General features: G+C 67.5%; 19 protein-coding genes. 15 read left to right on the top strand and 4 right to left on the bottom strand.

Annotated features, from left to right (window positions below; all coding sequences use genetic code 11):
* Window positions 1-26 precede the first annotated feature (26 nt).
* The 10 genes from AB4Y40_RS03980 (at window position 27) to AB4Y40_RS03935 (ending at window position 10460) form a co-directional block, all read left to right on the top strand.
* Window positions 27-1202 (top strand): phenylacetate--CoA ligase family protein, encoded by a 1176-nt coding sequence (locus tag AB4Y40_RS03980; protein ID WP_368686530.1) that lies wholly within the window; start codon window positions 27-29, stop codon window positions 1200-1202.
* Window positions 1199-2335, top strand: coding sequence for a biotin/lipoate A/B protein ligase family protein (locus AB4Y40_RS03975; RefSeq protein WP_368686529.1), 1137 nt, complete (start codon window positions 1199-1201; stop codon window positions 2333-2335). The genes AB4Y40_RS03980 and AB4Y40_RS03975 overlap by 4 nt, the downstream gene beginning before the upstream one ends.
* The gene (locus AB4Y40_RS03970; RefSeq protein ID WP_368686528.1) at window positions 2332-3123 is read left to right on the top strand and encodes an enoyl-CoA hydratase/isomerase family protein; all 792 of its coding nucleotides are present in this window, start codon (window positions 2332-2334) and stop codon (window positions 3121-3123) included. The genes AB4Y40_RS03975 and AB4Y40_RS03970 overlap by 4 nt, the downstream gene beginning before the upstream one ends.
* Window positions 3124-3144: 21 nt before the next feature.
* Window positions 3145-4014, top strand: a complete 870-nt coding sequence (locus tag AB4Y40_RS03965; protein WP_368686527.1) for a MaoC/PaaZ C-terminal domain-containing protein — start codon at window positions 3145-3147, stop codon at window positions 4012-4014.
* Window positions 4015-4046: 32 nt separating this feature from the next.
* Entirely contained in the window at window positions 4047-4835 is a 789-nt protein-coding gene (locus AB4Y40_RS03960) for a citryl-CoA lyase (RefSeq protein WP_368686526.1), read from the top strand.
* 158 nt (window positions 4836-4993) lie between these two features.
* Window positions 4994-5839, top strand: a complete 846-nt coding sequence (locus tag AB4Y40_RS03955) for a MaoC family dehydratase N-terminal domain-containing protein (protein ID WP_368686525.1) — start codon at window positions 4994-4996, stop codon at window positions 5837-5839.
* 38 nt (window positions 5840-5877) lie between these two features.
* A complete protein-coding gene (locus AB4Y40_RS03950; RefSeq protein WP_368686524.1) occupies window positions 5878-7041 on the top strand; it encodes an acyl-CoA dehydrogenase family protein in 1164 nt (387 codons plus the stop codon).
* A 15-nt stretch (window positions 7042-7056) separates the two neighbouring features.
* Window positions 7057-8235, top strand: a complete 1179-nt coding sequence (locus AB4Y40_RS03945) for a CaiB/BaiF CoA transferase family protein (RefSeq protein WP_368686523.1) — start codon at window positions 7057-7059, stop codon at window positions 8233-8235.
* A 45-nt stretch (window positions 8236-8280) separates the two neighbouring features.
* A complete protein-coding gene (locus AB4Y40_RS03940; RefSeq protein ID WP_368686522.1) occupies window positions 8281-9660 on the top strand; it encodes an MmgE/PrpD family protein in 1380 nt (459 codons plus the stop codon).
* Window positions 9657-10460 (top strand): CoA ester lyase, encoded by an 804-nt coding sequence (locus tag AB4Y40_RS03935; protein ID WP_368686521.1) that lies wholly within the window; start codon window positions 9657-9659, stop codon window positions 10458-10460. The genes AB4Y40_RS03940 and AB4Y40_RS03935 overlap by 4 nt, the downstream gene beginning before the upstream one ends.
* Before the next feature lie 104 nt (window positions 10461-10564).
* Here AB4Y40_RS03935 and AB4Y40_RS03930 read toward each other — a convergent pair whose 3' ends face one another.
* From AB4Y40_RS03930 to AB4Y40_RS03920, 3 genes are all read right to left on the bottom strand, one after another.
* A complete protein-coding gene (locus AB4Y40_RS03930; RefSeq protein WP_368686717.1) occupies window positions 10565-11500 on the bottom strand; it encodes an electron transfer flavoprotein subunit alpha/FixB family protein in 936 nt (311 codons plus the stop codon).
* Window positions 11501-11524: 24 nt separating this feature from the next.
* On the bottom strand, window positions 11525-12274 hold the full coding sequence (locus AB4Y40_RS03925) for an electron transfer flavoprotein subunit beta/FixA family protein (RefSeq protein WP_368686520.1): 750 nt from the start codon (window positions 12272-12274) through the stop codon (window positions 11525-11527).
* Window positions 12275-12498: 224 nt separating this feature from the next.
* A complete protein-coding gene (locus tag AB4Y40_RS03920) occupies window positions 12499-13491 on the bottom strand; it encodes a ferritin-like domain-containing protein (RefSeq protein ID WP_368686519.1) in 993 nt (330 codons plus the stop codon).
* Between the two features lie 481 nt (window positions 13492-13972).
* Between AB4Y40_RS03920 and wecB the strand changes: the two genes are divergently transcribed.
* The 5 genes from wecB (at window position 13973) to AB4Y40_RS03895 (ending at window position 23318) form a co-directional block, all read left to right on the top strand.
* On the top strand, window positions 13973-15196 hold the full coding sequence (wecB, locus tag AB4Y40_RS03915) for a non-hydrolyzing UDP-N-acetylglucosamine 2-epimerase (RefSeq protein ID WP_368686716.1): 1224 nt from the start codon (window positions 13973-13975) through the stop codon (window positions 15194-15196).
* Between the two features lie 126 nt (window positions 15197-15322).
* Window positions 15323-17626 (top strand): cellulose synthase, encoded by a 2304-nt coding sequence (locus AB4Y40_RS03910; protein ID WP_368686518.1) that lies wholly within the window; start codon window positions 15323-15325, stop codon window positions 17624-17626.
* Window positions 17623-19803 (top strand): glycosyl transferase family protein, encoded by a 2181-nt coding sequence (locus AB4Y40_RS03905; RefSeq protein WP_368686517.1) that lies wholly within the window; start codon window positions 17623-17625, stop codon window positions 19801-19803. The genes AB4Y40_RS03910 and AB4Y40_RS03905 overlap by 4 nt, the downstream gene beginning before the upstream one ends.
* Window positions 19800-22376, top strand: coding sequence for a tetratricopeptide repeat protein (locus AB4Y40_RS03900; protein WP_368686516.1), 2577 nt, complete (start codon window positions 19800-19802; stop codon window positions 22374-22376). Before AB4Y40_RS03905 ends, AB4Y40_RS03900 begins: the two co-directional genes overlap by 4 nt.
* Before the next feature lie 9 nt (window positions 22377-22385).
* Window positions 22386-23318: a hypothetical protein gene (locus AB4Y40_RS03895; protein ID WP_368686515.1), complete on the top strand. Its 933-nt coding sequence runs from the start codon at window positions 22386-22388 to the stop codon at window positions 23316-23318.
* A 57-nt stretch (window positions 23319-23375) separates the two neighbouring features.
* Here AB4Y40_RS03895 and AB4Y40_RS03890 read toward each other — a convergent pair whose 3' ends face one another.
* Window positions 23376-23993 (bottom strand): LysE/ArgO family amino acid transporter, encoded by a 618-nt coding sequence (locus tag AB4Y40_RS03890; RefSeq protein WP_342925091.1) that lies wholly within the window; start codon window positions 23991-23993, stop codon window positions 23376-23378.
* Between the last annotated feature and the right edge of the window lie 62 nt (window positions 23994-24055).

Genomic DNA, 24055 nt, shown 5'->3' with positions numbered 1-24055 from the left:
CTACTGAACATAAGAAGGAGGAGACGATGCTCGATGCACTCAACGCGCAGCTTGCGCGGCTGCACACGCATCCGTTCTATGAAGGACGTCTGCCGCGTAGCGTCGCGAGCGCGGCGGAGTACGCCGAGCGCGTGCCGCTCATGGCGCGCGCCGAACTGGTGGCCGAGATGAATCGTCCGGGCTACGGCGCGTTCGCGCCGGCCGTGCCGCCGGTGCGCGTGCACCTCACGCCGATGGGCGCGTCGCTCGTGCCGATTCTGCAGAGCGCGGCCGATCTGCGCGCGATCGAAGCCGCGTGTGGCCAGCATCTCGACGCGTGCGGCATCGGTCCCGGCGACGTGTGCATGGTGACGTTCGGCTATCACCTCTTCGTTGCGGGGCTTTTCTATCAGACCCAGATGGAAGCGCGCGGCGTCGCGTGCATTCCGCATGGTCCCGGCGAGACCGAGCGCGCGGCGCGCGTTGCGCAGCAATGCGGCGTGACGGTGCTGGCCGGCAATCCGTCGCACGCGCTCAAGCTCATCGAAGCGGGCTGCCCCGTGCCGCGCGTGTTCTTCGCGGGCGGAGAAGCGTTCACCGGCAATGCCGCGCTGTACGCCCGCGTGCGCGAAGCGATGCCGGGTACGTTGCTGATCGACAGTTACTCGCTTTCCGAATGCCTGCCCGTGGCGCGTACGTTTCCCGGCGGCACGGGTGTACATGTGTTCGACGAACTGCTGTATGCCGAAGTCATCGACCCGGACACCGGCATGCCGGTTGCCGAGGGCGAACGTGGCGAACTCGTGCTCACCCATCTGAAGAAGGAACTGCAACCGCTCGTGCGCTATCGCACCGGCGACCTCACCGTGCTCGAGCGCACCGCGCCCGTGCATGGGCGCACGGTGTCGCTGCCGCGCGTGGTGTTCGGCCGCGCCGATTCGATGGTGAAGATCAAGGGCGTGAAGGTGTACCCCTCCGAGCTGAAGACGGTGCTGCTGGGCGTGGAGGGCGCGACGGGCGCGTATCGGCTCGTGGTCGGCACAAAGGCTCATGGCGGCGACCATCTCACGCTGCAGGTGGAGGGGGCGGTGCAGGGCGGCGCGATCGAGGCCATCGCGGAGCGCTTCAAGCGCCAGACGCTGATACACGCGGACGCCATCGAGACGGTCGCGAAGATCGAAGGCGCGGCCCTGGTAGAAGATCAACGGAGAGAGACGACATGAGTGCAAGCGCAACGCAGACCCCAACCCCGTGGCGCCTCGTCGTAGGCGGCCACAGCTACGCGGACTTTTCGATTTCGGTGTCGCCGGCCGTCGAGCGTGCCGTGGCCGAGAATCTCGCGCCGCCCACGGTCTATCTGAACATCTTCAACGAAGACAGCATCACGGTAGGCGTGAACGAAGATCCGAACCAGGTGCTCGATCTGCCGTTCTGCCGCGACAACAACGTGCTCGCGCGGCGACGCGTGAGCGGCGGCGGTGCGATCTACGCAGGGCGCGGCTCGGCATTTCTCGCGTTCTATCTGCCGGTCGGTCTGCCGGGCGTGCCCCAAACGGCGGCGCAGGCGTTTCCCACGATACTGGGCCACGTCGCCGAAGCGCTGCGCGATGTGTTCGGCCTGCAGGCCGCTTACCGGCCGCTGAACGACGTCGAGATCGACGGCCGCAAGCTGGTGGCCACGTCGCTCAAGATCGAAGGTGGGGTGCTGACGTTCCGCATTCTGCTGAACGTGAAGGCGATCAACACGGCGATCGCGGCGCGCGCCATGCCGATGGCGCCCGAGAAGGTCAAGGACAAGAAGCACAAGGATCTCGGCTCGCGCTACACGTTTCTGGAGCAGGAACTCGGCCGCGCGGTGAGCGCCGATGAGTTGACCGCCTGGGTCACGGCCTGCGTTCGCCGCACGTTCGGTGAAATGGCGCTCGAATCTGGCGCACTAGGCAGCGACGAACGCGTTTTCGCCCAGCAATACGAGCGCGAACTGCACGAGGAAAGCTGGTTTCATGAAAAGAGCGAGGCCACGCGTTACAGCCCGGTTACCCTGACGGGCGACCGTATCGTGCGCGGACGCGAAAAGGCGCCGGCCGGTCTGATCTGGCTGAGCCTGCTCGTGCGTGACGGCACGGTGGTCAAGGCGATCGTCAACGGCGACTGGCACCCGCGTCCGCTGGCCTCGGTCGCCTGGCTCGAAGACGGCTTCAGCGGACTCGCCGCCACACGCGAGGCGTGCGCGGCGCACATCGAGGCATTTCTCGCGCGTTCCGACGTGGAGTTCGCAGGCGTCGAGCCGGTGCATCTCATCACGGCGCTCGACAAGGCGCTCGCCGAACTCGCAAGCGCCGGGGTGAGCGCATGAGCGAAAAATCCTTGCTGATCGAACAGCACGCGGGCGTGGCGACGCTCTCGTTCAATCGTCCGGAGGCGAAGAACGCGTTGAACGGCGAGATGCGGGTGGAATTGCTCGACGCCGTGCAGCGCATCCGTGCCGACCGCAGCGTGCGCGCGGTCGTTTTGCGCGGCGCGGACAACGACTTCTGCTCGGGCGGCGACGTGCGCGGCATGAACGTGACGAGCGCCGAAGCCGGACGCGACCGGATCGACGACCTGCACGGCTGGGTGAGCATGCTGATCGACCTCGACCGCCCGGTAATCGCGGCCGTGGATGGCGTGTGCTACGGCGCGGGCTTCAGCTTCGCGCTCGCCGCCGATTTCGTGATTGCCAGCACGCGGGCGCGTTTTTGCATGCCTTTCATGAAAGTCGGTCTCGTGCCCGATTGCGGGGCGTTCTATACGCTGCCGCGCGTGGTGGGACTCGCGCGCGCGAAGGATCTCGTTTTTACGGCGCGAGAAATCCGCGCTGCGGAAGCGAAGGAGATCGGCGCGGTGCTCGAAGTCGTCGAGCCCGACCAGCTTCATGCGCGCGCGACGCAGGTCGCGGCGAGCCTCGCGACGGCGTCGCCCATCGCGTTCGGTCTGGCCAAGCGCGCGCTGAACCAGTCGCTTGGCAGCGACCTGCGTGCGATGCTCGAAATCGAGTCGGCGGCGCAGGGCATTGCGTTCACGACCGAATTCCATCGCGAAGCCGCGAAGCGCTTTCGCGACAAGGCCGATCCGCTCTTCAAGTGGCCCGCCGCCGAGGCCTGAACTTTCACCGAACGCACCGCCATGACGATCGACTATCACACCCTGCGCAACTGGCCGTTCACGGACGTCGAGCAGACCTATACCGCGCGCGACGCCATGCTTTATAGCCTCGCCGTGGGATACGGCGCCGATCCCGTTGATCCGGACGACCTGGCATTCGTCTACGAAAAAGAGCTGCGCGTGCCGCCCACGCTTGCCGTCGTGCTCGGCTTTCCCGGCTTCTGGGCACGCGACCCGCGCTCGGGGATCGACTGGGTACGGCTGTTGCACGGCGAGCAGAGCCTCGTGATGCACAAGCCGCTGCCGCCGGCCGCGACCGTGATCGGCCGTTCGCGCATTACACGCGTGGTCGACAAAGGCGCAGGCAAGGGCGCGCTGCTCGAAATCCAGCGTAGCATTACGGACAAGGCAAGCGGCGAGCGGTATGCCACTGTCACGCAACTCACGTTCTGCCGTGGCGACGGCGGCTTCAGCGCGAACGACGGCTTGAGCGATGAAGCGCCCGCGCCGCCGCCGCCGATGCCCGAGCGCGCGCCCGATCATCATTGCGATCTGCCTACGCGCCCGGAAACGGCGCTGATTTATCGTCTGTGCGGTGACGACAACGCGTTGCATGCCGACCCGCAGGTCGCGCGTGCGGCGGGTTTCGAGCGGCCTATCCTGCACGGGCTCGCCACGTGGGGCGTGGCCGCGCATGCCGTGCTCAAGACGCTGTGCGCGAGCGACCCGCAACGCCTCGCGGCCTTTCACGCGCGCTTTACCGCGCCGGTGTATCCGGGCGAGACGATCCGTACCGAGATGTGGCGCGACGGCAACGAGGTGAGTTTCCGCGCGCGCGTGCTGGAACGCGACGTGCTGGTGCTCAACCACGGCCGCGCACAATTGCGCTGAACGCTATTCTGTATAACGAAGGAATCGAGACTATGGCCCGTCAACCGAAACCGCTCGTGCGTTCCGATATCGCGTACAGCACGCCCGATCGTATCGTCGTTCGCGGCAAGAGCCTGCCCGACGAAGTGCTCGGCCACATGAATCTCGGCGACTTCGCGTTTCTGCAACTCACGGGCAAGACGGCCACGCCGCAGCAGTCCGCGATGTTCAACGCCATCGTCATCACGCTCGTCGAGCATGGCATGACGCCGAGCGCGATCGCCGCGCGCATGACCTACGCGGGCGCGCCCGAGTCGCTGCAGGCGGCTGTCGCAGCGGGGCTATGCGGGCTCGGCTCGGTGTTCGTCGGCAGCATGGAAGGTGCGTGCCGCATGCTGTCCGAAACGCTGCCTTATGACGGCCACTGCGACGACCTCGAGAAACTCGCGGTCGATACCGTCGCCGCATGGCGCGCGCGCGGCACGCCGCTTCCGGGGCTCGGCCATCCGCTGCACAAGCCCATCGATCCGCGCACGCCGCGCCTTTTCGAACTGGCCGCGCAAAACGGCATGTCGGGGCGCTATGTGAAGCTCATGCAACTGATTGGCGCGGAAGCCGAGCGTGTCTCGGGCAAAGCGCTGCCGATCAATGCCACGGGTGCCATCGGCGCGATCTGCTGCGAATTCGGCTTCCCGTGGCGCATCGTGCGCGGCTTCGGCGTGATGGCGCGCGCGATCGGCCTCGTGGGTCATCTGCTCGAAGAAGGCGAGCGCCCCATGTCGTTCGAGTTGTGGCAGCGCGTGGAAGACGAGGCCTCCGCGCACTTGCGCGGGGAAGCGTGAGGCCGGCGCGCGGCCAGGGTTGTAAGCCGCGCGCAAGTATCGGGCCACAATGGTCGGGGGATTAACGAAAGCGAAAGGGCTGATTCGGCAAAGGCAACTTCGCGAAGCGTCGCTAGCCGTTCATAGTATGGCCAACAGTCTCGAAACGGAGAAACGCCATGCCGGAATCGCAAACGCCAACGCTCAGTACGTGGCTCGACAAGACCGAAACGCTCACCGACGACATCACCGCGTTTCCGCTGCGCGCGCTCGCGGCCACGCTCGATCGCGAGGCCCCCGATAGCGCCGTGCCGCCGCTGTGGCACTGGCTCTATTTCCTGCCTGTCTCGCCGCTCGCGGAAGCGGGTCCCGATGGCCACCCGAAACGCGGCGGCTTCCTGCCGCCAGTCGAACTGCCGCGCCGCATGTGGGCGGGCGGGCGCCTGACCTTTCACGCGCCGCTGCATGCGGGCAACGAGGCCGCGCGCACTTCCACCATCGCCAACATCGAGGACAAAACCGGCCGCAGCGGCCGACTCGTGTTCGTGACCGTCCAACATCGCTATGAAAGTGGCGGGGCGCTGTGCATCGAGGAAGAGCACGACATCGTCTATCGCGACGCGCCGCAGCCCGGCGCGAGCGCGCCCAAGCCAGTCGTGGCTCCCGAAGGCGAGACATGGTCGCGAACGCTCACGGCCAGCGCGCTCATGCTGTTCCGCTATTCCGCGCTGACCTTCAACGGCCATCGCATTCACTACGACTTCCCGTACGTCACGCTGGAAGAGGGCTATCCGGGCCTCGTCGTGCACGGCCCGCTCATTGCCACGCTGCTGCTCGACCTCGTGCACCGCGAGCGGCCCGGCGCCACCATCGCGACGTTCGCGTTTCGCGCGGTACGGCCCACGTTCGCGGGCAACCCGTTCACGCTGTGCGGCAAGCTCGCGGACGACGCGCGCTCGGTCGAACTTTGGGCGAAAGACCACGACGGCTATCTGACGATGCAGGCCACCGCCACGCTGGCCTGAACGGCAACACGATTATTCATAGCGAATTCATATCGATCATGCAAACCACGCAACAAGATTCGTTTCAGGACATCCGCGAAGCCGTGCGCGATCTGTGTCAGCAGTTCTCCGGTGAATATTTCCGCAAGATCGACGAGGCGCGAGGCTATCCCGAGGCATTCGTCGATGCGCTCACGAAAGCCGGCTGGCTCGCTGCGTTGATTCCTCAGGAGTACGGTGGATCGGGTCTGGGCCTGACCGAGGCTTCGGTCATCATGGAAGAGATCAACCGCTCCGGCGGCAACTCGGGCGTTTGCCACGGCCAGATGTACAACATGGGCACGCTGCTGCGCCACGGCTCGGCCGAGCAGAAGCGCAAGTACCTGCCGAAGATCGCGAGCGGCGAACTGCGCCTGCAATCGATGGGCGTGACCGAACCCACCACGGGCACCGATACCACCAGGATCAAGACCACGGCGGTACGCAAGGGCGACCGCTACGTGATCAACGGGCAAAAGGTGTGGATCTCGCGTGTGCAGCATTCGGACCTCATGATTCTGCTTGCACGCACCACGCCGCTTGCCGACGTGAAGAAGAAGTCCGAAGGCATGTCGATTTTCGTGGTGGACTTGCGCGAGGCGATCGGCAACGGCCTCACGGTGCAGCCGATTCTCAACATGGTCAATCACGAGACCAACGAACTCTTCTTCGATAACCTCGAAATTCCGGCCGAAAACCTGATCGGCGAGGAGGGGATGGGTTTCAAGTACATCCTCGATGGCCTGAACGCCGAGCGCACGCTGATCGCGGCCGAATGTATCGGCGACGGCTACTGGTTCATCGACAAGGTGAGCGCCTACGCGAAAGAGCGCATCGTGTTCGGGCGGCCGATCGGCCAGAACCAGGGCGTGCAGTTCCCCATCGCGCGCGCGTTTGTCAACGTCGAAGCCGCGAGTCTGATGCGCTTCGAGGCCGCACGCCGCTTCGACGCGCACGAGGCCTGCGGCGCGCAGGCCAACATGGCGAAGCTGCTGGCCGCCGACGCGTCGTGGGAAGCCGCGAATGCCTGCCTGCAATTCCACGGTGGTTTTGGCTTCGCCTGCGAGTACGATGTGGAGCGCAAGTTCCGCGAGACGCGCCTCTACCAGGTCGCGCCGATCTCGACCAACCTGATCCTCTCGTACGTGGCGGAGCATGTGCTCGGCCTGCCGCGTTCGTTCTGACCGGAGGCGCGCGCCATGAGACCACTCGACGGCATCAACGTCGTCACGCTCGAACACGCGATCGCCGCGCCCTTCTGCACGCGTCAGCTTGCCGATCTCGGCGCGCGCGTGATCAAGATCGAACGGCCTGGTGTCGGGGACTTCGCTCGCGGCTATGACGAGCGCGTGCATGGACTCGCATCGCACTTCGTGTGGACGAACCGCTCGAAGGAAAGCCTCTCGCTCGACGTCAAGCACAAGGAGGCCGCGCCAATCCTCGACGCGCTGCTCGCGGACGCCGACGTGCTCGTGCAGAATCTCGCGCCGGGCGCTGCGGCGCGGCTTGGGCTGAGCTACGAGGCGCTGAGCGAGCGCTGCCCGAAGCTGATCGTGTGCGACATCTCCGGCTATGGCGACGACGGTCCTTACCGCGAGCGCAAGGCCTACGACCTGCTGATCCAGAGCGAATCGGGCTTTCTTTCCATCACGGGGTCGCCCGGCGAGCCCGCGAAGGCGGGCTGCTCGATCGCCGACATCGCCGCAGGCATGTATGCCTACTCGAACATCCTGAGCGCGTTGCTGATGCGCGGTCGCACCGGGCGCGGCTGCCGCATCGACGTTTCCATGCTGGAGAGCATGGTGGAGTGGATGGGTTATCCGCTCTACTACGCGATCGACGGACAAACGCCGCCGCCGCTCGCGGGCGCGTCGCACGCGACGATCTACCCGTACGGGCCGTTTCCCGCGGGCGACGGCAAGTCGGTGATGCTCGGCCTGCAGAACGATCGCGAATGGAAGCTCTTTTGCGAGCACGTGGTGTTGCAACCGGAACTCGCCACCGATGAACGCTTTGCCGCGAACTCCCAGCGTTCCGCGCGCCGTGCGGAACTGCGCGAGCTGATTGTCGAGGCATTTTCGAAGCTGACCGCGGCGCAGGTCATCGAGCGGCTCGAGCGCGCCGGCATTGCCAACGCCCAGATGAACACCATGGCCGACGTGTGGGCGCATCCGCAATTGCAGGCGCGCGAGCGCTGGCGCGATGTGCAGACCTCGGCGGGGATCGTGCCAGCCTTGTTGCCGCCGGGCGCGCCATCCGCATTCGATGCGCGTATGGATGCGGTGCCGGCGCTCGGTCAGCATACCGAATCAATCCTGCGTGAGCTTGGCTATGACGCGGCGCGCATCGGTGCGCTGCGCGAAGCCGGCGCCATCTGAACGCGCCTCGCGCCTCGCAAACCGACTTCACTGAACTACGCTGCCATGACAGATCATCCCAGCCGCGCACTCGCGGCGTTCGCCTCGCAACTGCGCTTCGATTCGATCCCGACTCACGTGGTCGAGCGCACTGTCAATCTCTACGTGGACTGGCTCGGCTCGGCGCTGGGCGGCAAGGGCGCGCGTCCGGTCGAGACGATCGCGCGTTTCGCACGCGCCGCGCGCGGCGCGCCCGAAACGCAGGGACCGTGCGATGTCATCATCGACCGCACACGCACGACGGCGTATTTCGCCGCCATGACCAACGGCGCGGCTTCGCATTTCGTCGAGCAGGACGACGTGCACAACGGCTCGGTGCTGCATCCGGCCACCGTCGTGTTTCCGGTGACGCTCGCGCTCGCGCAGGCGCTGGGCGTCTCGGGGCAGGAGTTCATCGCGGCCTCGGTGGCGGGCTACGAAGTGGGCATCCGCGTCGGCGAATTCATGGGGCGTTCGCACTACAAGATATTTCACACCACGGGCACGGTCGGCACGATCGCGGCTGCGGCCGCCGCGGGCCGTCTGCTCAAGCTCACGCCCGAGCAGATGGTCGACGCGCTCGGATCGGCGGGCACGCAGGCGAGCGGCTTGTGGGAGTTCCTGCGCGATGCGGCCGATTCGAAGCAACTGCACACGGCGATGGCGGCGGCGAACGGCCTGATGGCCGCCCAGCTCGCGGCGGACGGTTTTCGCGGCGCGCAACGCATTCTCGAAGGCGCACAGGGCATGGCGGCGGGCATGTCGAGCGACGCCGATCCCGCTAAGCTGGTCGATCGCCTGGGCGAGCGGTGGGCCACGGTCGAAACGTCGTTCAAGTATCACGCCGCGTGCCGTCACACGCATCCGGCCGCCGACGCGCTGCTGTCCGTGATCGCAGCGCACCGTCTGAATCCCGACGATATCGCGAGCGTGACGGCGCATGTGCATCAAGGCGCCATCGACGTGCTCGGCAGCGTGGTGGTACCGAGCACCGTTCACCAGGCGAAATTCAACATGGGGACCGTGCTCGGACTGGTCGCCTGGCGCGGCTATGCGGGCGTGAACGAGTTCGAGCGCGACTACTCTGCGGCCGATATCGCCGCGTTTCGCGAACGCGTGACGATGGCGCTGGACGAAGAAGTGGATCGCGCATATCCCGTCCGCTGGATCGGCAAGGTGAGCGTGACGACGCGCGACGGCCGCACGTTGCAGGGCCGCGTGGACGAGCCGAAGGGCGACCCGGGCAATACGCTCTCGCGCGAGGAGATCGGCGCGAAGTTCGTGCGGCTCGCGGCATTTTCGGGCGCTGCGAGCGAAAGCGATGCGCAGCGCCTGCTCGACGCGGCGTGGGGCATCGCCGAGGCTCAACGCGTGAGCACGCTGTTCGGCGAGGGGGCGATCGTATGAGCGCCGCGTTTTCCCGCTCGTATCTCTTCGTACCGGGCGACCGGCCCGAGCGCTTCGAGAAGGCGCGCGGCGCAGGGTCGGATGCCGTGATCCTCGATCTGGAAGATGCGGTTGCGCCGGTGGAAAAGGGCGCGGCGCGCGACGCCGTGCTTGCGGCGCTGGACGCCGCGCGCCCCGTGTGGGTGCGCGTGAACGGTACCGACACGCCCTGGTTCGCCGATGACGCCGCCGCGCTCGCCGGACATGCGGGCGTGGCGGGCATCATGTTGCCGAAGGCGGAAAGCGCGGAGCAGGTCGCGGCGGTGCGCTCGGGCGCGCACGGCACGCTGCACGTGTTGCCGATCGTGGAAACGGCGCGCGGCATTGCGGGCCTGAATGCGCTGTGTGGCGCGCAAGGCGTGCTGCGCGTGGCGTTCGGCACGCTCGACTTTCAGGTGGATATGGGCATCGACGGCGACGGCGAGGAACTCGACGCGTTCCGTTCGCAGATCGTGCTGGCCTCGCGGCTTGCGGGCATTGGGGCGCCCGTGGACGGCGTTTCGACCGTCTTCGACGATGCCGACGGGCTCGAGCGTGAAGCGCGCCGCGGGCGGCGCTTCGGCTACGGCGGCAAGCTGTGCATACACCCGAAGCAGATCGAGCCCGTGCATCGCGCGTACGCATGGAGCGAGACGGAGCGCGCATGGGCGCAGCGCGTGCTCGATGCGGTGCAGGCGAGTGGCGGGGCGGCGGTGGCGCTCGACGGCAAGATGGTCGACATGCCGGTTATCCTCAAGGCGCGGCGGATTCTGGGTGTTTGAACGCTGGCCGCTGTCGTTGAAGTTGCCGCGATGCAGTCGATAAAGAAGGCGCCTTTGTTTTCACAAATGCGCCTTTCTTGTTTGCGGCTCGCCAGGGAACCGTATTAGCTAATAGCGCCAGCGAGTTCCGGCACGACCGTGAACAGGTCGCCCACGAGGCCGTAATCGGCCACGCTGAAGATTGGCGCTTCCTCGTCCTTGTTGATCGCGACGATGACCTTCGAGTCCTTCATGCCGGCCAGATGCTGGATCGCACCCGAGATGCCCACTGCCACGTACAGCTGCGGCGCGACGATCTTGCCGGTCTGGCCGACCTGATAGTCGTTCGGGACGTAGCCAGCGTCGACGGCTGCGCGCGAGGCGCCCAGGGCTGCGTTGAGCTTGTGCGCGAGCGGCTCCAGCACCTTCGTGTAGTTCTCGCCGCTGCCGAGACCCCGGCCACCCGAAACGATGATCTTCGCGCTCGTGAGTTCCGGACGGTCGAGCTTCGTGACTTCACGGCTCACGAACTGTGAGAGTCCGCTGTCCGCTGCGGCTTCGATCTTCTCGACCGCTGCGTTGCCGCCTTCGGCCGCAACCGCATCGAACGCCGTCGTGCGCACGGTGATGACCTTGACCGGATCGGCCGATTGCACCGTCGCGATCGCATTGCCCGCGTAGACCGGACGCTCGAACGTGTCGGCACTGTGCACCGCGGTGATGTCGCTGATCTGGGCGACGTCGAGCTTCGCCGCGATACGCGGGGTGACGTTCTTGCCCGCAGCGGTTGCCGGAGCCAGGATGTGTGAGTAGTCCTTTGCGATATTGAGGACCGTCGCTTCGACGTTCTCCGCGAGGCCCTGCTCGAGTTGCGGCGCGTCGGCCAACAGCACCTTCGTAACGCCTACGATTTTCGCGGCTGTGTCGGCAGCGGCTTGCGCATCGTGGCCTGCGATCAGCACATGCACGTCTCCACCAATCTTCCGCGCTGCGGCGACCGTGTTCAGCGTCGCGGCCTTGATCGACTCATTGTCGTGTTCGGCTATTACCAGATTCACCAGATTCGTCATCTTGTTTCGCTCCCCTTACAGCACCTTGGCTTCGGTTTTCAGCTTCTCGATCAGCGCGGCAACGTCCGGCACCTTCACGCCTGACGAACGCTTCGGCGGCTCGGCAACTTTCAGCGTTTTAAGGCGGGGCGCGACGTCGACACCCAGATCCGACGGCTGGATCGTCTCCAAAGGCTTCTTCTTCGCCTTCATGATGTTCGGCAGCGTGACGTAGCGCGGCTCGTTCAGGCGCAGGTCCGTCGTCACAACAGCAGGCAGCTTGAGCGACAGCGTTTCCGCGCCACCGTCCACTTCGCGCGAAACCGTGGCCTTGCCGTCTGCTACGACCACCTTCGAAGCGAACGTCGCTTGCGGCAGGTTCGCCAGCGCAGCGAGCATCTGCCCGGTCTGGTTCGAATCGTCGTCGATGGCCTGCTTGCCGAGAATGACCAGTTGCGGCTGTTCCTTGTCGACCAGCGCTTTCAAAAGCTTCGCCACTGCCAGCGGCTGCAGATCGTCGTTCGACTCGACCAGCACGGCGCGATCCGCACCGATAGCGAGGGCCGTGCGCAGCGTTTCCTGGGCCTGCGCAACACCGCACGAAACGGCGATCACCTCGGTCGCCACGCCGGCTTCCTTCAGACGCACCGCTTCTTCAACGGCAATTTCATCGAACGGGTTCATCGAGAACTTCACGTTGGCGATATCCACCCCCGTGCCGTCCGACTTCACTCGAACCTTCACGTTGTAATCGACCACGCGCTTGACGGGCACCAGAATTTTCAAGCTCTTTCTCCTCGATAGGGGCAATGCTTTCGTCGCTGACGAAGACCTTCGTCACTGTGACAGACGCGTGAGCTGCGCGGAATTCAGCTTTGTGGAAGGCGTGCTTCGAGCGCGCTAAAGCGGCGCCGCGCAACCTGCATGGGCGCGAAGCGTCGCATGAAAGCAGCGCGCGCCGCAATCGTCCGTTCGAACGAAGCGGCGCGCATGGAAGCGAGAGGGGAGTGTCAGTTCTTCTTGTCGCGCACGAAGCGCAGTGCGAAGCGCACGAGCCGCGGCATGGTTTCGGGCCGCAGCAGACGCTTGTCGTAGCCCGCAAAGCGCCGCTCGTTTTCGGCGAGACACAGGTGCATGAGTTCCGGCACGCTGATGTCGACGTCCGTCACCTGCTGCGCGCCGTTCATCGTGAAGTTGTTGTCGTGCCGGTGTTCGTTGCCCTCGGCATCCATGGCGCGCGCGAGGCCGACGCGTTCCCACGCCAGAAACGCCCAGACGCCGGCCACCTTCAGCTCGAAGCGAATGCGCTGCCACCAGTTGAGCCGGGCGCGATGCCAGGCCACCCAGTTCGCGAACAGCAGGATATGGCGGCATTCTTCCTGCATGACGGGCTCGAACGTGTCGATCAGTTCGGGCGGAAAGAGGCCCGAGCGATGCGCCACTTCGAAGAGGCCGAACGCGAAGAAGCTGTCGACGCATTCGCTGTAGCCCGTCACGAGGTAGGCCCATTCGGCGTCCTTGGGATACACGTAGGGCGGCTCGCTCGCGAGCTTGATGCCGTACGCCGCCACCATGCGCGAGAGCACTTCCTTGTGGCGGTTCTCCTCCCACGCGTTGAGTGCGAGCGCATCGCGCATCACGGCGTCGTCGAGCGAGGCGGCATAGGCGGCCATGCGCAGGCGCGCGCGGCCTTCCGTTTGCACGGCAATGTCCCAGATGGGCAGGTCGGTAATGCGCTTGAGCGCCGCGGGTTCGAGCTGCGGCCAGTCGAGTACCGAGGGCCGGTAAGGATTGAAGGTCTCGCGGAACATGCGGCACATCTCGTCGCGATGCACGTCGGAGCCGGGCGTGAGCGCACCGGTGACACGGCTCGTCCAATGGCGCGTGTTGCGCTCGGCGGCGTCGAGCGTCTCGCGGTCTGGACGCTCGACGGGCAACGCGGGCGCGCTGAAGCCGGGAATGAATTGCGACGCATCGAAGGCGTCAAGGATCAGGTCGTCCATCTCGCTGTTCTTTTGCTGGTGGCTAACGCACGCGATGTTTTCGCGGTCGCCGGGATGCATAAGAGACTGCCGTCGTCGCAAGAGCTTACTTCGAACCGGCGCAACGCGCGACGGGCACGGCGCTCCATTGAATCGTTAGCTAACGCTCATACGTCGCGCATGCACGCCGCATGCGGCTTCAATATTCAATCCGTCTCGTTCGACGCAATAATGACCCGGTCCATATCGATTCGCTGAACGAACGCAACATTCGCGGTGCGAACGGTCGTGCCCGAACATTGCTGCGCGGCACGAATGCGCGCAATGGTCTAATTAAGCAGGTAGAGTACTGCTGGCTGGCCCCCTGCTGCGTCGCCCTGAATCAGGCGGCGGCGCAGCAACGGGGGCCGGCGGCAACGGCATGAAGACAGTCGGTCAAGGGGGCGTCGCATGCGGGCAACGCCGCGGCGCCTGGACACTCCAGCTAACCGGAAACCTGCCTGTGCGCATCCTGTCGATATTCGGTACGCGGCCCGAAGCCATCAAGATGGCGCCGCTCGTCAAACGTCTCGAAGCGCAACCCGGCGTGCAGTCGGTCGTCTGCGTGACGGGACAACATCAGACCATGCTGCAGCAGGTCCTCGACCTGTTCGGCATCGTGCCCGCCCACAACCTCGGCGCGATGACCGCGAACCAGACGCTCAACGGACTCGCCGGGCGTCTGTTCGCCGGGCTCGACGACGTGCTCGCCGCCGAGCAGCCCGAGCGCGTGCTCGTGCACGGCGACACCCTGACGAGCATGGCGGGCGCCATTGCCGCCTTTCATCGGCGCATCCCGGTCGGGCACGTGGAGGCCGGGCTGCGCACCGGCAATCTGTTCGAGCCGTGGCCCGAGGAAATGAACCGGCGTGTGGTGGACGTCGTGAGCGATCTGCTCTTCGCGCCGACCGCTAGCTCGCAGGCGAACCTCGAAGCGGAGGCGTTGGCGGGGCGCGTGGTCGTGACGGGCAATACCGTGATCGATGCGCTGCACCTCATGTGCGAGCGGCTCGACAACGACGCGGCGTTGCGCGAGCGCCTCGACGCGCAGTTTCCGTTTCTCGAACCCGCCGACACCGGCCGCCCGTTGCTGCTCGTTACCGGCCATCGGCGCGAGAGTTTCGGCGCGGGCTTCGAGCATATCTGCGCGGCGCTCGCCACGCTCGCGCATTCCGGCAAGATGCAGATCGTCTATCCCGTGCATCTGAATCCCAACGTACGCGGCCCCGTGCTCGCCACGCTTGGCAACGCGCCCAACGTTCATCTCACCGATCCGCTCGACTACCCCGAGTTCGTGCGCCTCATGCAGCGCGCGGCGATCGTGCTGACCGATTCGGGCGGGGTGCAGGAGGAGGCGCCCGCGCTCGGCAAGCCGGTGCTCGTCATGCGCGACGTGACGGAGCGCCCCGAAGCGCTCGCCGCGGGCACCGTGAAGCTCATCGGCACCGACCGGACGGCGATCGTGCGCGCGGTGCTCGAACTCGTCGAGAACGAGGACGAGCGGCGCGCCTACGCGCGGCGAGTCAATCCGTACGGCGACGGGCACGCTTCGGAGCGCATCGTCGCGGCGCTCACCGGCCAGCCGTTCGAGCCGTTCCCGAGTCGCGAGTTGCCAGGCTACCGGCATCCGGTGGTCGCCATGCGGCCGGAGCCCGGCGAGGCGGACGAGGCCGACGCGGCGCCTTGACGGCGGTTCGATGCCGACGCATCAGTTGCATCGCAGTGCCAGGCAATCAGTGCATTCCAAAGGCGGGATGGCAAGGACCGCCACGCGGCGGATGTGCCGCCGCGCCGACACCATGAGGCATCACACGTGAGATTCGATCCGATCGGGCAGGGGCGCGCAGCGGGGCGCAAGGGCGTGGGCGCGCCGGTTTGCGTCTATGTGGCCGCAGCGTTTCTCGCGGTGCTGGGGCACTGTGCATATGCGGCGCCTGGCGACCTGGCCGGTGCGTTCGCACAGCTTGGAGCCGGGCGCGTGGAATCGCGAACCGTGTCGCTGGCCGATCTCGGCGTGCGCGATCCGGTCGTGCTGCGCGCCCCCGATGCGACTCAGGAACTCTATCTGCCGGTGCCCGCGGGCTTGCCGATCAGCAACGCGACGCTGCAGCTCGACGCGAACTATCTGCGCGGCAACGGCGGGCGCACGACCTTCCTGCTCTCGCTCGACGGCTCGCCCGTGCAGGCGCGCAACGTCACCGACGCGCAGGGCGACGGCTCGCTCAGCATCGGCGTGGATGGCGGGCCGCGCCCTTCGGGCTTCGTGCGCGTGGGGCTGCAATGGTCGTCGGTGCTCAACGAAAACGTCTGCACGGACCAGACGGCGATCGGCAACGTCTGGAAGGTCGCGCCCACCACGCGCCTCACGTATCAGTTCGACACGTCGGCCGTGAACGACGTGCGCACCGCGTGGAGCGCGCTGCCTGCGAAACCCGTGGTGCTCGTGAGCGGCGGCAAGCTCGATGGCGCGGCTTACGACGTGGCGTGGCGGCTCGAAGCCCTGCTGATGCGCGGCGGCGCCACGCCCGTCACGACGCGCATGCCCGCGGTGGGCGACACCGTGAATCCCGGCACCGTGCAGGTGCCGGCCGCGTTGCAGGCGGTGCCCGCTTTTGCTGCGCTGGCAGCGGGCGGTTCGCACAAGATCGCCAATCCGGCGGAACTCGGTGCACTCATCGCGCTCGCGCCGGCGGGCGCCTTCGCGCCCAACGTCGTGGTCGCCGACGACGCGCTGCGCGCGCAAGCGGGCGCGGCGCTCGATGCATTGCGCGGCGAAGTGCTGGCGGTTTCCGCCGACGCCGCGAGCGCCTTCGACGCGTGGCGCACGCATTCCGGCGGCGCACTTGCCGCGCCGTTCGAGAAGGGCGAATTGCGCCTCGCGCATCTGGGGGGCCTGCCTACCGTGGTGGTCGGCGACGACACCGGCGTGAGCGCGCTTTCGCGCACGTGGAGCGGCATCGACGTGTCGCGCCGGCTCGTCGTGCACGAACTGGCCGCTTCGCCGAACCTGAGCGCAGGGGGTTCGAGCGACCGGATCGCGCTTTCGCTGATCGGCGGAACGCCGCGAACGTTAGAGGTGCTGACGAGCGCGGCATGGGAGGCCAATTTCGATCTCGCGGCCGTCTCGGGCGATGGGCGGATTCCGCGCCGCGTGGTGCTCGATCTCGCTGCCGCGCCCGCGGCGGACCGCAACGGCCAGACGGCGTCGATCTTCTTCAACGGCGTGCTGATCGGCTCGCACCTGCTCGACACCGACGGCCACGCGCAACGTGTGAGCGCGGACATCCCCGTGTATGCGCTCGGCACCACCAATGCGCTGCGCGTGCTGTTCCAGCGTCAGCCGGCGGGCGGCTGCCGCCCGCGCGAGCAGGGCTATCCCGCGGCCGTGCTGCCGGGCAGCCATCTGGTCATCGGCAAGGGACCGCTCGGCGAGAACTTCACGGGCATGGTGGCGCGTTTTTCGCGCACGGCGAATGTGCTCGTGCCCGACGCCTATCTGGCCGCCCCGGTAACGACGCTGCCGCGCGTGGCGCGGCTCGCCAACGCGGCGGGCGTGGGGCCCACGCGCGCGACGCTCCGGGTGGTGCCGAACGGCCAGAGCGCGCAGCCGAAAGATGCGTTCCTCGCCGCCGATGTCGCGCTCGACAGCGAGGCGGGCCACGCGAGCTTTGCAAACGGCCGCCTCACGCTCAAGGGGCGCGGCGGCTCGATGCTCGTCGACATGTCGGGTCTCGCGAATCTCGGCCTGATCCAGGTGGTGCGCTCGGGCACGACGCCTGGCATCGTCTACCGCAGCGTGGGCGAAGCGCCGGTTCTGCCGCCCGGCATGCAGTTGCAGCAGGGCGACGTGGCGATCGTCGATGCGAGCGGCGTGCTCAAGACCTTCGACACGCAGTATCCCGGCGGCGTGCCGCCGACGGACGATCAGCGCGCGTGGCTCACGCGTCACTGGGCGGGCTGGGGCGTGCCGAGCATTGCCATCGCGGTGATGGTGCTGCTGCTGCTCGCCGCGGGCTTCGCGCGCAAGCGGGCGCGGGCGAGGACGGCGGCGGCCGCCGCGGCGCGCGCGGCGCAGGAGAGCGCCGAAAACCCGGACAACAAGCAGAGCGGATCGTGAGCGCGAACGCCATCGACTGGTGGCTCAACTATTATGCCGGCCGTTACTACGAGGGCATGGAGTATCTCGCCGCGGTGGTGGCGGTGGTGATCCTGCTGTCGAGCATCGACGATCTCTTCATCGATGCGTGGTACTGGGTCCGCCGCATCATCCGCCACTACACGATCGAGCGCCGCTACGAGCCGTTGCGCGCCGAGCAGCTCTACACGCGCGAGCAGCAGCCGCTGGCGATCATGGTGCCCGCGTGGCGCGAGGAGGATGTGATCGCCTCGATGGTCACCGACCTCGTGCGCGTGCTCGACTACAAGAACTATGTCGTGTTCGCCGGCACCTACCAGAACGACGCGGCGACGATTGCCGAAGTCGAGCGCATGCGGCGGCGCTACAAGCAGCTCCACCGCGTGGAGGTGCCGCACGACGGCCCCACCTGCAAGGCCGATTGCCTGAACTGGATCGTGCAGGCGATCTTTCGCATGGAGAAGGAAACCGGCATCGAATTCGCGGGCGTGATCCTGCACGACAGCGAGGACGTGCTGCATCCGCTCGAGTTGCGCTTCTTCAACTACCTGTTGCCGCGCAAGGACATGATCCAGTTGCCGGTGGCGTCGCTCGAGCGCGAATGGTACGAACTCGTCGCGGGCACCTATATGGACGAGTTCGCCGAATGGCATGCGAAGGATCTCGTGGTGCGCGAGAGCCTGGCCGGCACGGTGCCGTCGGCCGGCGTGGGCACGTGCTTCTCGCGCCGCGCGCTGGCCGGGCTCGCGGAGGAAACGCAGAACCAGCCCTTCAACACGGAAACGCTGACCGAAGACTACGACGTGGGCGAGCGCCTTGGCCGCATGGGCATGCATTCGATTTTTGCGCGCTTTCCCGTGGAGTTCGCCACGCGGCGCAAGTCGTGGTTCGGCTTCGGGCCCGAGCGCGACGTCACGCTGACCATGCCGCTGTGCGTGCGCGAGTTCTTTCCCGATACGTTTCGGACCGCTTACCGTCAGCGCGCGCGCTGGACGCTCGGCATCGGCCTGCAAGGCTGGGAGCAGACGGGCTGGGTCGGCACGATCGCCAACCGGTATCTGCTCGCGCGCGACCGCAAGGGCATCGTCACCGCGTTCGTCGGCATCATTGCCTACGTGCTGCTCGCGCAGTTCCTGCTCTTCGCGTACGCCGAGTTTCTCGGCATTCGGCCGGAACTGGTCGCCTCGCCGTTCGCGGGCTCGCGCTTTCTTACCATCGTGCTGTGGGCCAACGGTGTCGCGCTGCTGCTGCGCGTGATCCAGCGCGTCTATTTCGTCTCGCGGCTCTACGGCTGGGAGCATGGCGTGCTGTCGGTGCCGCGCATGGTGATCGGCAACTTCGTGAACTTCATGGCGGTCTCGCGCGCGTGGAAGATGTATCTCGCGTATCTGGTTACCGGCAAGCGGCTCGTGTGGGACAAGACCATGCACGACTTCCCCTCGTCGGACGGCTTCACGGACCGCCGGCAACGCCTCGGCGAACTGTTGCTTTCGTGGCAGGCGATTGGCCCGAAGGAGCTGGAGCAGGCGCTGGCCCAGGAGCACGCGCAGGAAGCGCCGCTCGGGCGCGTGCTGATGGCGCAGGGCTGGCTCGACGAGGAAACGCTCGCGGAGGCCATCGCGTTCCAGGCGGACCTGCCGCGCGGCCGGCTCGATCGCGAACGGCTCACGCGTTACGCGAGCGATCTGCCGATCGAATTTGCGGTCCGTTACCGCGTGCTGCCGCAAGGCGACGACGGCAAGGGGCACGAAGTGCTGCTGTGCGCGAGCCCGCTCGCGGAGGCGGCGCTCGCTGAATTGCAGGCCCAATGCGCGTTGCCGATCGTGCAACGCATCGTGCGCGAGGGCGAGGTGGCGGACGGCTTGCGCCTGTTGCGCGGCGTGCCGCCGGCGCAGGTGCGCGAGGCGCATGAAGCGAAGGCGAACGCCGAGGCGCAGGGCGCCGCTACCCCGGGCGTGCCGCTGCTGGGCGATCTACTGATCGAACGCGGTGCGGTCAAGCGCGCCGCATTTGAAGGCGCGTTGCAACGCTATCGGCCCGCCGAGCACGGACGGATCGGCGATTTCATGGTGGAGCAGGGCGTGATCACACGCGATGCGCTGGCTGCGGCGATCGCGGAGCAGGAACGCCTGCGCGCCGAAGGTGCAGCCGCGTCATGAGACGGACTCCGAAGCGTTTTCCGGCGACGCGATCTTCATCCGGCTGGGGTGGGGGTGTGCCGCGTCGTGCGGCGATGCCGCGTGTGTTCCTGCTCGCCGCGTTGTGGGCGGCGCTCGCGGGCGCGGGGCGCGCTCAGGCCGAGGCGTTGCCGCAGGGTACGCAGCCGTTGCCGTTGAGCGGTGCGGCCTATCGCGTCGCCCAGCAAGGCTACGACGCTTATGCGCGCCACGACTACGCGGCGGCGGAGCGCTATGCGCGCGAGGCGATCCGGCAACGGCCCGATCTCGCCACGCTACGCTTGTTGCTCGCGAACTCCCAGGCGGCGCGCGGGCAATGGCGCGAGGCGAGCCGCACGCTCTCCGACGCGATCGCGCAGGTCGGTCCCGACGCGGCGCTCACGGCCCGGCGGCGCGAGGTCGATGCGCAGGTGGCGGCGCTGGCGCGGCCGGGCGCGCCAACCGCTGGCGGCCGCACGGCGCGCGCCGCGCCGCCGCCGGGTTCCGGTCCGCCCGACTATCTGACCGGCCGCGCATGGCAGCTTGCTCAGGATGCCTACCAGTCATACGGGGCGAAGCAATACGACGCCGCGTGGCGGGAGGCGAATGCCGTCATCGCATTGCGGCCCGACATCTTGCGTCTGCGGCTGCTCGCCATCGACGCCTCCGCGGCGGGCGGCCACGACCGCGAAGCCTGGCAGGCTGCGCAGGACGCGCAGCGGCGTTTCGGCGACAGCGAGGCGCTGCGCGAGCGCCGCACGCAGATCGGCGCGCGGCTCGCGCCCGCGGCGGTGCAGGCGGCCCAGGCGGCGCGCACGCGCGGCGACACCGCGCAGGCTGTCGCGCTCATGCACGAGGCGATCGGCTACGCGCCGCTGCAACTGGGCAACCGGCTGCTGCTGTGCGAGATGCTGCTCGAACAGAACGACATGGCGGGCCTCGAAGCGGCGGCGGGCGAGGCGATTGCATCGGGTGCCACGCCGACGCTGATGCCGTACGTGTTGCGCGGCTATGCACGTGCAGCGCAGGGCAGGTCGGCGCAGGCCGATGAGGATTTCGCGCAGGCGCTGCTGAGCGAAGGCGCCTCGCTGCGCGACGAGCGCGTGGCGCACGCGATCATCGCCGATGTGTGGACGGCCGAAGGCCAGCCGCAGCGCGCGCTCGACCTGCTGGCCACGCTGCCGCCCGTCGGCGACGATACCGACGCGCTGATCGCGATGCGCCGGTACTACGCGCGCGCGGCGCTCGCGCAGGCCGCCGCGCCGACCTCGCCGGCTACGCCCGGTGAGCGGGTGGCCACGGCGGCGCGCCCGGTGCTCGACTGCACGGTGGACCAGTACGGCAGCGCTTGCGACGTCTACGCGGCCGATCCCGGCTTTGCGTACCGGCGCGCGGCAATCGTCACTGCGCAGCGCGGCGATCGGGCGGCCGCGCTCGACGCGCAGCGCCGGGCCGTCGCCGCAGACCCGCGCAATCCGCAGCATCGGCTCGAACTGATCGACGCGCTCACGGCCGTGGGCGATACCGAAGGCGCGACGCGCGAAGCGCGCGCGATGGCCGACGCGGGCCTGCTCGACGCGCTGCCGCCGCTTTCCGCCGCGTACGTCGCGCAGCGCGCGGGAGACGACCGGCGCGCGTCCACGTACTTCGCGCAGGCCGACGAAGCCGGCCAGTTGCCCGAGCAGGCCACTGGCGATGCCGGCTACAGCGCGTACCGCGCGACGTTCGACGCGCTGGCCGCGAGCTATTTCAAACGCGCGATCGATTACGGCACCTCGGCGCCGCCGGGCGTCGCGCCCGCCACGCTGGTGCAGCTGCAAGACCTGCGCAATGCCCACGCCGACGTCACGCGCGACTGGGGCGCGATCGCCTCGGTCAACTATCGCGGCGCAGGCCTGCAGCCCGGCGTCTCGACCGGCGAAGTGCCCGGCTCGTACAACAACTGGCAGATGGGCGTCGAAGGATACTGGCGGCCGTTCGGCTCGCTCGGCGACCGCAACTTCGAGGTCTACGCGCGCGTCTATCAGGACGTCGGCGCAAAGGGCGACGCGCCGAGCGGCATCTCCACGGCGCTCGGCGCGATCGGCGCGCGCGCCAAGCCGTTCGAGTCGATCAACGCGGTGGTGGCGTTCGAGCGGCTCATCCCCATCGGCTCGCGCGCGCCTTCCGACTGGCTGCTGCGCCTCGCCTACTCGGGCGGCATCGGCACCGAGCGACGGCTCGACGTGCCTTCGTGGTGGACGGTGCAGGACTATGGCGAAATCGGCCATTACGTGAGCAACGGCTGGAACTACGGCACGGGCTATATCGAGGCGGGCCGTACCTGGCGGCTCGACACCATCAGCCCGAAGCTCACGGTCTTTCCGTACGCGGTGGCCGGCGTGGACTACGATTCGAGCATCAACCGCAGCGCGCCGGTCGGCATGGGCGTGGGCGTCTCGACGCGCTACTGGTTCCGCGACAGCTTCTACGACGCGCCGCGCTCCTACGTCGACGTGACGGTGCAGTACCGCTGGCGCATCACGGGCGACGACCGGGCGGGCGGCGTGTTCTTCGGTGCCGTGCTCTCTTATTGAGGAAACCTGATGATGGTGCGCAGAAAGGCTCGAGGCATCGCGGACGAGGCTGAGGCGGGCAGCCGAACGCGCTTGCGTGCGCGGCCGCGCTACGCGCGCCTCGCATGCGCGGCGCTGTGCGCGCTCGCTGCCGCCGGATGCACGCTGCAGGTGCCCGCACACGCGGATGCGCTCGCGCAAGGCATCGTCTGGCAGCCCGACAACGACCATCTCGACTTGCGCGGCGACTGGGACCGGTTGGGCGTCAACGAGCTGCTGGTGCAATGGATCGCCGTGGACGACGTCGCGTTCATGGCGGGCGCGGGCATTCCCGCGCCGCGCGTGCCCGACTGGGTGCGCATTGCCAGCGAACCGTGGGCGCGCGGCGTGATCGTCGGCCTCGCGGGCTATTCGGACGAGAAGAAGGCGCGCGAGAACCTCGAAACGCTCGTCGATCGTTCGCTCAAGCTCGCGGCCGTGCGCCCGCCGGTGCACATCACAGGCTGGTATTTTCCGGTCGAAGTCGATCCCACCTGGACCGACGCGCCACGCATGGCGCCGCTACTGAAGAAGCTGCCGCATCCGCTGTGGATCAGCGTGTACGACACCAGCAACATCGGCGGCGAAGCGCTCGCGAAATGGCTCGACTCCTGGCTGCCGCGCGATGTCGGCGTGTTGCTGCAGGACGGCTGCGGCGTCTATGCGCGCGGCCCGGCGGCAGCGCGCGAATATGCGGATGCGCTCTCCGCGCATCTGGGCCACAAGCGCGTGCGCATCATCGCGGAGGCGTTCCGGCCCAAACAGGGCGGCGGCTTTCGCGCGGCCACGGCCGCCGAGCTGGCGCCGCAGCTCGAGGCGTATCACGGTTATCGCGTGTATCTCTTCGACGGCCCGCACTACATGTCGCCGGAGCTCGTCGAGGGCCTGCTGCAGCAGCAGAAGGCGCGGGGCGCGGCGCAGTAGCGGGTCGTATGGAAAACGCGGCGAACGCGTAACGCGCGCTCGGCGCTTTCGCGGACTTCAGCGCAATTGCGCGAAGGCGATCAACAGGACCATGCCGCCGATGGCGCCGTCGAGCACGCGCCATGCACCCGCACGCCGGAACAGCGGCGCGAGCACGCGCGCACCGTAGCCGAGCGCGACGAACCACACTGCGCTCACGGACATCGCGCCGATCGCGAAGGCGAGGCGGCTGCCCTGCGGTTCGCGCGCGCCGGCCGTGCCGATCAGCAGGAAGGTGTCGAGATACACGTGCGGATTGAGCCAGGTGAACGCGAGCGTCATGAGGATGATCGGCCAGGCGCGTTGCTCGGGCGCATCCGCCGCGGCCTGGCTCTCCAGCACTGCGTGCGACGGGCGCACCGCACGACGCAGTGCGCCGATGCCGAACCACACGAGCCAGGCGAGCCCCACGTACAGCACGATGTGCACGAAGGTCGGATAGCGCTCGACGAGCGCGGAGGCGCCGCCCACCCCCGCGCCGATCAGCACGAAGTCGGACAGTGCGCAGAGCAGGACGATCTTGCCGACGTGCGAGCGCAGGATGCCCTGACGCAGCACGAACGCATTTTGTGCGCCGATCGTGACGATGAGCGAGGCGCAGAGCGCCGCGCCGTGAGTGAAAGCGAGCCAGTTCATGACGGTTGCGGAGAAAGTAGGCGCCGCGGGCGGCGCGGGGCGCGGCGCCTGCGGTCATTGGA

Source organism: Paraburkholderia sp. EG287B (genome assembly GCF_040965595.1).
Classification (GTDB): domain Bacteria; phylum Pseudomonadota; class Gammaproteobacteria; order Burkholderiales; family Burkholderiaceae; genus Paraburkholderia.
This window is presented reverse-complemented; position numbering and strand designations above follow the sequence as displayed.

What these genes read in the sequence shown, in the direction of transcription:
- AB4Y40_RS03980 (WP_368686530.1), top strand. Translation starts at nt 27, where the DNA reads ATGCTCGATGCACTCAACGCGCAGCTTGCGCGGCTGCACACGCATCCG.
- AB4Y40_RS03975 (WP_368686529.1), top strand. Translation starts at nt 1,199, where the DNA reads ATGAGTGCAAGCGCAACGCAGACCCCAACCCCGTGGCGCCTCGTCGTA.
- AB4Y40_RS03970 (WP_368686528.1), top strand. Translation starts at nt 2,332, where the DNA reads ATGAGCGAAAAATCCTTGCTGATCGAACAGCACGCGGGCGTGGCGACG.
- AB4Y40_RS03965 (WP_368686527.1), top strand. Translation starts at nt 3,145, where the DNA reads ATGACGATCGACTATCACACCCTGCGCAACTGGCCGTTCACGGACGTC.
- AB4Y40_RS03960 (WP_368686526.1), top strand. Translation starts at nt 4,047, where the DNA reads ATGGCCCGTCAACCGAAACCGCTCGTGCGTTCCGATATCGCGTACAGC.
- AB4Y40_RS03955 (WP_368686525.1), top strand. Translation starts at nt 4,994, where the DNA reads ATGCCGGAATCGCAAACGCCAACGCTCAGTACGTGGCTCGACAAGACC.
- AB4Y40_RS03950 (WP_368686524.1), top strand. Translation starts at nt 5,878, where the DNA reads ATGCAAACCACGCAACAAGATTCGTTTCAGGACATCCGCGAAGCCGTG.
- AB4Y40_RS03945 (WP_368686523.1), top strand. Translation starts at nt 7,057, where the DNA reads ATGAGACCACTCGACGGCATCAACGTCGTCACGCTCGAACACGCGATC.
- AB4Y40_RS03940 (WP_368686522.1), top strand. Translation starts at nt 8,281, where the DNA reads ATGACAGATCATCCCAGCCGCGCACTCGCGGCGTTCGCCTCGCAACTG.
- AB4Y40_RS03935 (WP_368686521.1), top strand. Translation starts at nt 9,657, where the DNA reads ATGAGCGCCGCGTTTTCCCGCTCGTATCTCTTCGTACCGGGCGACCGG.
- AB4Y40_RS03920 (WP_368686519.1), bottom strand. Translation starts at nt 13,491, where the DNA reads ATGGACGACCTGATCCTTGACGCCTTCGATGCGTCGCAATTCATTCCC.
- AB4Y40_RS03900 (WP_368686516.1), top strand. Translation starts at nt 19,800, where the DNA reads ATGAGACGGACTCCGAAGCGTTTTCCGGCGACGCGATCTTCATCCGGC.
- AB4Y40_RS03895 (WP_368686515.1), top strand. Translation starts at nt 22,386, where the DNA reads ATGATGGTGCGCAGAAAGGCTCGAGGCATCGCGGACGAGGCTGAGGCG.
- AB4Y40_RS03890 (WP_342925091.1), bottom strand. Translation starts at nt 23,993, where the DNA reads ATGAACTGGCTCGCTTTCACTCACGGCGCGGCGCTCTGCGCCTCGCTC.